The sequence below is a fragment of the Micromonospora sp. NPDC049204 genome (genome assembly GCF_040647935.1).
Taxonomy (GTDB): domain Bacteria; phylum Actinomycetota; class Actinomycetes; order Mycobacteriales; family Micromonosporaceae; genus Micromonospora.
Genome location: NZ_JBEZDC010000036.1, coordinates 1 through 8,085 on the forward strand (window position 1 = coordinate 1; position 8,085 = coordinate 8,085).

Sequence of the window (8,085 nt, forward strand, 5' to 3'; positions counted from 1 at the left end):
ATCAGGCTGGTCGCCGGCCGGTCAGCATTCATTCCCACCCTGATGACACGGAAGACTGGACACAACACGCCACCGGAACACTCACCACCACCAATGCGGGTAGCAGCGAGCCCTCGAACTGGCCGGACCTAGCAACCTGGCCACCCACCAACGCCACCCCCATCGACATCGAAGGCATTTACGAGCGCCTAGCTGCTGTCGGCGTCGAATACGACTCGACGTTCCAGGGCCTGCGCGCCGCGTGGCGTCGCGGCGACGAGGTTTTCGCTGAGGTTGCCCTACCCGATCAAACCGGCGACCAGGCCGCGCGGTTCGGCGTTCATCCCGCGCTCCTGGACGCAACATTGCACGCGATAGCCCTTCACCGGCCCGCTGGCGCCGGTGACACCGGAGTCGTCGGGCTGCCGTTCGCCTGGACAGGGGTGACGCTGTTCGCTACTGGCGCCGCCACCGTACGGGCGCGGCTAGCCCCGGCCGACACCGGTGGACTCCGCCTCACCTTGGCCGACGACGTCGGTCAGCCTGTCGCTGTCATCGAGTCGCTCGTCGTTCGACCGATCGACCCACAGCAGTTCACTCCCGCACACGCTGCGCACCACGATTCGCTCTACCGCCTCGACTGGACGCCGCTACCAGCCATCGGCGAGGCCGGAACCCAAGCCCCGGCATGGGCGCTGCTGGGCGCAGCCCCGCGTCTGATCGCCGTCGACAACATGACGCACTTTGCCGACCTCGCCGATCTGGGCGAGGCCATCGACGCTGGTGCACCGGCGTCGATGATGGTGCTCCTGCCGTACGCCCCCGATGCGGCAGCGAGCACGGACCCGCCCACCGCGGCCCGGGCCGCGGTGGGCGGGATCCTCAATACCATCCAGGCATGGCTTGCTGAGCCCCGGTTCACATCGTGCCGCCTGGTCGTTGTCACTTACGGCGCGGTAGACGTACCGATCAGCGGTGCAAATGTTCCCGCAGGGCCTGACCTGTCAGCCGCCTCGGTATGGGGTCTGGTCCGTTCCGCGCAGTCTGAACACCCGGACCGGATCACGCTGATCGATCTTGACCACGACAGTCGTTCCGCGGAGGCAATGGCGGGCGCCCTCACGTCCGGTGAACCGCAACTCGCCGTGCGTGCCGGAGTCGTCTACGCTGCCCGCCTGATTCACGTGCCCGTGTCGCAGGCCGCCGCTGACGGCGTTTCCATGCTGAACCCGGACGGGACGGTGCTCATCACCGGCGGCACGGGTGCCCTCGGCAGCACCGTGGCCCGACACATCGTGTCCACCCACGGTGCTCGGCACTTGCTGCTCGTTAGTCGCCAGGGCCGCCACGCGTCGGGTGCTGAACAGTTGTCAGCCGACCTCGCCGCGCAGGGCGCCGCCGTCACCGTGACCGCGTGCGACATCGCCGACCGGGACGCCCTGTCCGCATTGCTAGCCACCATCCCGAGCGAGAATCCCCTCACCGCCGTCATCCACACCGCAGGTGTTCTCGACGACGCGACTATCTCGTTACTGACTCCGCAGCGGATCGATACGGTGTTCCGTCCCAAGATGGACGCTGCGTGGCACCTGCACGAGCTCACCGTCGGCCATGACCTCGCCGCATTTGTGCTGTTCTCCTCCGCAGCCGGCACATTCGGGGGCCTGGGACAGGCCAACTACAGTGCCGCGAACGCCTTCCTCGACGCCCTCGCCCAGCATCGCCGCCACGCAGGAAGCACCGCCCTGTCTTTGGCGTGGGGTTTATGGGCCCAAGCGAACGGAATGACGGGGCACCTCGACGAAGCGGATCGGGCGCGCCTCGCTCGCAGTGGCATCACGCCGATGCCCGCCTCCGAAGGCCTGGCACTATTCGATACGGCGCTCGCGCTGGACGAGCCAGTCCTGGTGCCGGTCCGGCTCAACCTGCCGGCGCTGCGTGCCAACGCCCGCACGGGCGTCGTGCCGGCGCTGCTGCGTAAGCTGGTGCGCGTTCCGGCGCGGCGGGCCGTGGGTGTGAGCACTGAACCTAGTTCAGAGCTGACGCTTGGCCTGCTGAACCTGTCGGATTCCGAGCAGGAGCGGATCCTGCTCGACCTGGTCCGCACCCAAGCAGCGACCGTCCTCGGTCACAGCACGGCAAGCCAAATCGACACTCACCGGGGATTCCTCGAGCTCGGACTCGACTCGCTCACGGCCCTCGAGCTACGTAACCAGCTGAACGTGGCAACCGGGCTGAGGCTGCCCGCCACCACCTTGTTCGACCACCCCACGCCCATCGCACTAGCGCAGCACCTGCGCCTTGAATTGACCGGTGCGCGGGCAGACGAGAAGCCGGTCCGGCCGGTCGGCCTCCCGGGCGCCGATGAACCCATCGCGATCGTCGCCATGAGCTGCCGGTACCCGGGCGAGGCCCACACGCCCGAGCAGTTCTGGCAGCTCGTCAACGGGGCGGTGGACGTCATCACCGAGTTTCCCCGCGGGCGCGGATGGGACGTCGAGGAACTGTACGACCCGGACCCGGACCGTACCGGGAAGACGTACGCCCGCGAAGGCGGATTCCTCCACGACGCCGACCAATTCGACCCCGCGTTTTTCGGTATCAGCCCACGGGAGGCCCTCGCGATCGATCCTCAGCAGCGGCTGCTGCTGGAGACCACGTGGGAAGCCTTCGAACGGGCCGGTGTCGATCCACGTGCGTTGCGCGGCAGCCAGACGGGCGTCTTCGTCGGGGTCATGTACAACGACTACATCTCCCGCCTGCATCAGACGCCCGATGGTTTTGAGGGCTACCTTGGCACCGGCAGCGCGGGCAGTGTCGCCTCGGGTCGGTTGGCGTACACATTCGGCCTGGAGGGCCCGGCGGTGACAATCGACACCGCATGCTCCTCGTCCCTGGTCGCGTTGCACTTGGCGGTGCAGGCGCTGCGAACGGGCGAATGTGACCTGGCGCTCGCTGGCGGGGTTACGGTCATGTCCACCCCGAGGACCTTCGTGGAGTTCAGCCGGCAGCGAGGACTGTCTCCGGACGGGAGGTGTAAGCCGTTCGCCGCCTCGGCTGACGGCACCGGCTGGGGTGAGGGTGTCGGCCTACTGCTCGTGGAGCGGCTGTCCGACGCGAAACGTCATGGTCATCCGATCCTGGCTGTGGTACGGGGCTCGGCGGTGAACCAGGACGGCACCAGCAGCCAACTCACCGCCCCCAATGGACCCTCGCAGCAACGAGTGATCCGACAAGCCCTCGCCAACGCCCGACTCGCCCCTCACGACATCGACGCCGTGGAGGCACATGGCACGGGCACCACCCTTGGCGATCCGATCGAGGCCCAGGCGTTGCTGGCCACCTACGGTCAGGACCGGTCGCCGGAGCATCCGTTGTGGCTGGGGTCGGTGAAGTCGAATATCGGTCACACCCAGGCGGCCGCCGGAGTGGCCGGTGTAATCAAGATGGTGGAGGCCATCCGACGTGGCGTGCTGCCCAAGACGCTGCACGTTGATGAGCCGTCGCCCCACGTGGACTGGTCAGCCGGGGCGGTCGAGCTGTTGACCGAAGCGCGGTCCTGGCCAGAGAAAGGGCGGCCCCGGCGGGCGGGGGTGTCGTCGTTCGGAATATCCGGCACCAATGCACACATCATTCTCGAAGCCGCACCCACCACGAACCGCGAACCTGCGGCACCGACACCATCAGCCACGGCCCTGCCGTGGCCGCTGTCGGCCAAGTCGGACACCGCGTTAAGGGCGCAGGCCGCCCGACTGCACGATCACCTCGCAGAAAATCCTGACATGCAGGTCGCCGACATCGGCTACTCGCTGGCTACTACTCGCACTCCCTTTGAGCATCGTGCCGTCGTTGTCGGCGACAATCATCCCGAATTGCTCGGCGGCCTGACGGCAATGTCAAACGGTGAGCCCGCCGCTGGCCTGATACGAGGGCAGGCGATAGCTGACCCGAAGCCCGTGTTCGTTTTCCCCGGGCAGGGCTCGCAGTGGATCGGCATGGCCGTGGAGCTGCTGGATAGTTCGACGGTCTTCCGTGAGCAGCTGCATGCATGCGCCGATGCGCTCGCGCCATATGTGGATTGGGACCTGCTCGATGTGCTGCACGGTCGTGCCGGTGCGCCATCAATGGAGCGGGTCGACGTCGTGCAGCCGGCCCTGTTCGCGGTGATGGTGTCCCTAGCCGAATTGTGGAAGTCGTATGGGGTCGTCCCAGCGGCGGTCGTGGGCCACTCGCAGGGCGAGATCGCCGCGGTGTGCGTCGCCGGCGGACTGTCCCTGGCGGATGCGGCGAAGGTCGTGGCCCTACGCAGCCGAGCGCTCGCCACCCTGCCGGCCGGGGGCGGCATGGTTTCCGTCGCCATGCCCGCGGAGCGGGTCGCCGACCTGGTGAAGGCATGGGCTGGGCGGATCGGTGTGGCCGCGATCAACGGCCCGGCGTCGACGGTTGTTTCGGGCGATGTCGACGCCTTGGACCAGATGATGGCCGATTGTGTGGAATCCGGAGTCCGCGCCAGGAGAATCGCCGTGGACTACGCCTCGCACTCCCCGCACGTGGAGGCCATCCGCGATCAACTCCTCGACGTCCTCGGGTCCATCACACCCCGTCCGACCGAGATCCCGTTTTACTCGACTCTTACCGGACAAGCCCTCGACACCACCGAATTGGGCGCCTCCTACTGGTTCCGGAATCTGCGGGAGCCGGTGCAGTTTGAGGCGGCAACGCGGGCACTGCTGCATCAGGGGCATCGGGTGTTCGTCGAGGCGAGTCCTCATCCGGTGTTGACAGTGGGTGTGCAGGAAACGCTCGACGACGTAGGGGCCGGGGCGGTGGTGCTCGGCTCGCTGCGCCGCGACGACGGCGGCCTTGCACGATTCACCATGTCCGTCGCGGAGGCCTTCGTCCATGGTGTCGAGGTGAACTGGGCGGCCATCTTCGCCGGGCCCGGGGCCCGCCGTGTGGACCTGCCCACCTACGCATTCCAACGCGAACGTTACTGGCTGACATCCCCACACGGCTATGCCGGAGATCCCACCGGACTCGGGCAAAGCACGGTGGAACACCCGCTGCTGGGCGCCATGGTCGCCCTGCCAGACGGGCAAGGTGTGCTGCTCACCGGTCGGCTGTCCTTGCAGACGCACTCATGGCTTGCCGACCACGCGGTCGCTGGCGTCGTTCTCCTGCCCGGCACCGCGTTTGTCGAACTCGCTATCCGAGCCGGCGATGAAATCGGCTGCGACCGAGTGGACGAGCTCACCCTAGAGGTGCCGCTGCTGCTACCCGAACGTGTTGGTGTCGCAATCCAGATACGCGTGGGTGCCGCCGACGAGACTGGCCGCAGACCGCTCACCATCCACTCCCACCCCGACGACACTCAGGACTGGACACGGCACGCCAGCGGCACCCTTGCCCGCAGCGACTCCGCCAGCGATCGGCTCACTACCTGGTCTGACCTGGAATCGTGGCCGCCCGCCGGCGCCACTCCCATCAGCCTCGACGAACACTACGACAACGCGGCCAACGCGGGATATGGATACGGACCGGTGTTCCAAGGAATGCGGGCCGTGTGGCAACGCGGCGACGACATCTTCGCCGAGGTCGTCTTGCCCGAGCCGGCACGGGAGGATGCGGCAAAGTTTGGTATCCATCCCGCCCTGCTGGACGCCGCAACCCACCCGCTCGGCCTGCCCGGGTTGTTCGGCGCTAGCCAGTTGCGGCTGCCATTCGCCTGGGCAGGTGTGTCATTGCTCGCCTCCGGTGCGTCAGCACTCCGGGTGCGGCTCTCACCCGCCGGACCGGACGGCGTCACGGTCACCGTCGCCGACGGTACAGGACAGCCAGTGGCGCACGCCGACTCGCTGGTGACGCGCCAGGTGTCACCCGAGCAACTGGACCGGATGCGCAGCAATGGGCAGCCGTCATTGCTTCGCGTCGAGTGGACCCCGGTACACGCGCCAAACGACCCCGGCACCGGCCGGTGGATTGTTCTCGGTGCGGACCCGCGGCATGTCGCCCCGCAGCTGAATGAGGCTGGTGTCACGGTGGAAAGGCATCCGGACGTGGCTGCGGCCGTCGCCGCGGTTGAGGCCGGCGCGCCCACGCCGCACGTGGCGATACTGACATGTGCCACCGGGACCAGCGACATCGACGGCCAGCTCTCGGTGCTGACACACCAACATGTGTCGCGTGTGCTCACCATGATGCAGACATGGCTGGCCGACAGCCGCTGGGCCTCGTCGCGGCTGGTCGTGCTGACCCACAACGCCGTATGCACCGATGCGGGCGAGGATGTTCCCGGCCTGGCGCAGTCCGGCGTATGGGGGCTGCTGCGTTCCGCGCAATCCGAGCACCCCGACCGCGTGGTTCTGGTAGACCTCGACAGCGACGAGGCATCACTGCGCGGCATGCGCGTGGGGCTCGCTAGCGACGAACCGCAACTCGCGATCCGGCAGGGGCGACTGTTGGCTCCCCGGCTGGCTAGGTTTGATGCAACGAACACTGAACCGACCCATCGCGGGTTGAATCCGGATGGGACGGTGTTGATCACCGGCGGAACCGGGCAGTTGGGCAGGCTCCTGGCACGGCACCTGGTCACAGACCATGGCGTGCGGCGTCTGGTGTTGGTCAGCCGTCGGGGCATGCAGGCGGATGAGGCACCGGCTGTCGTCGACGAGCTGACCTCGTTGGGCGCGGATGTGTCAGTGGTCGGCTGTGACACCGCGGACGGCGAGGCTCTGGCCCGGCTGCTGGCGCAGGTCCCGGCGGAACATCCTCTGACCGGTGTGGTGCACGCGGCCGGGGTTCTCGACGACGGGGTGATTGAGTCTCTGACCGATGAACGCTTGGCGAGGGTGCTCCGTCCGAAGGTGGACGCGGCGGTCAACCTGCACCGACAGACGCGCGATATGGACCTCGCCATGTTCGTGATGTTCTCCTCCGCCGCAGGGGTGTTCGGCGGGCCAGGACAGGGCAACTACGCGGCGGCGAACGCGTTCCTCGACGCGTTGGCCGCTCACCGTCGCGCCAACGACCTGCCTGCCACGTCGATCGCGTGGGGACTCTGGGCCGAGGCGAGCGGCATGACCAGCCATCTGCACCAGCAGGACATTGCCCGCATGTCCCGCACGGGTATGAGTGCCCTGTCCACCGATGCCGCTCTCGCGATATTCGACGCCGCAATCCGCACTGACGAGGCACTGGTCGTGGGAGCCCACCTGGATACGGCACAACTACGTGCAGGAACGAGCACAGGGACCGTCCCCGCGATGCTGCGAGGGCTGGCCCGGGGACCGTCGCGGGCAACCGCGAGCGTCGCGGTTGATACCTCAGTGCTGGTCCGGCGGTTGACGGGTGTGTCGGAGGCTGATCAGCAGCGGGTTCTGCTCGACCTGGTCCGCGGCCACGTGGCGACCGTGCTCGGGCACACCAACCTGGACGCGGTGGATGTGACCCAGGCGTTCAAAGACATCGGGTTCGACTCTCTGACCGCGGTCGAGCTGCGTAACCGGCTCGGAGCCGCTACCGGACTCCGGCTGCCGGCCACCCTGGTCTTCGACTACCCCACGCCCACCGCTCTCGCCACCTACCTACGCGTCGAACTCGCCCCCACCACAGCAGACTCCGACACCGGGCAGTCAACAGCGCATACCCGCGTCCTCGAGGACCTTGACAACCTCGAAGCGGCCTTCGCGTCGACGGCGCCGCCCGATGAATACCGCGCCAAAATCGTCAGTCGTCTACAGGGCCTGCTCTGGAAACTCCAGACGTCCGACAGTGAATCCAGCGACACCATCGACCAATCCGAGATCGCCGCGGCAAGCGACGATGAAATGTTTGCCATCATTAACAAAAAGCTCGGGATTGGCTGACACAGCCATAGCCGCTCCGTCACGTGGAGGCACCTCGCATGCCTAGCACCGAAGACAAGCTTCGCGATTACCTTAAGCTGCTCGCAACGGAATTGTCACAAACCCAGCAACGCCTCAAGGTCACCGAGGAGAAAACTCGGGAATCAATTGCGATTGTGGGTGTGGGGTGTCGTTTTCCGGGTGGTGTGCGGTCGGCTGAGGATTTGTGGCGGTTGGTGGTGACGGGTGGGGATGGGATTTC

General features: G+C 66.9%; 2 protein-coding genes. Both read left to right on the plus strand.

Annotated features, from left to right (window positions below; genetic code table 11):
* The first annotated feature begins 26 nt into the window (after nucleotides 1-26).
* Nucleotides 27-7,844, plus strand: coding sequence for an SDR family NAD(P)-dependent oxidoreductase (locus tag AB0A90_RS34680; RefSeq protein ID WP_357256198.1), 7,818 nt, complete (start codon nucleotides 27-29; stop codon nucleotides 7,842-7,844).
* Between the two features lie 38 nt (nucleotides 7,845-7,882).
* On the plus strand, nucleotides 7,883-8,085 hold a 203-nt coding region (locus tag AB0A90_RS34685; protein ID WP_357256196.1), incomplete at its 3' end, for a beta-ketoacyl synthase N-terminal-like domain-containing protein.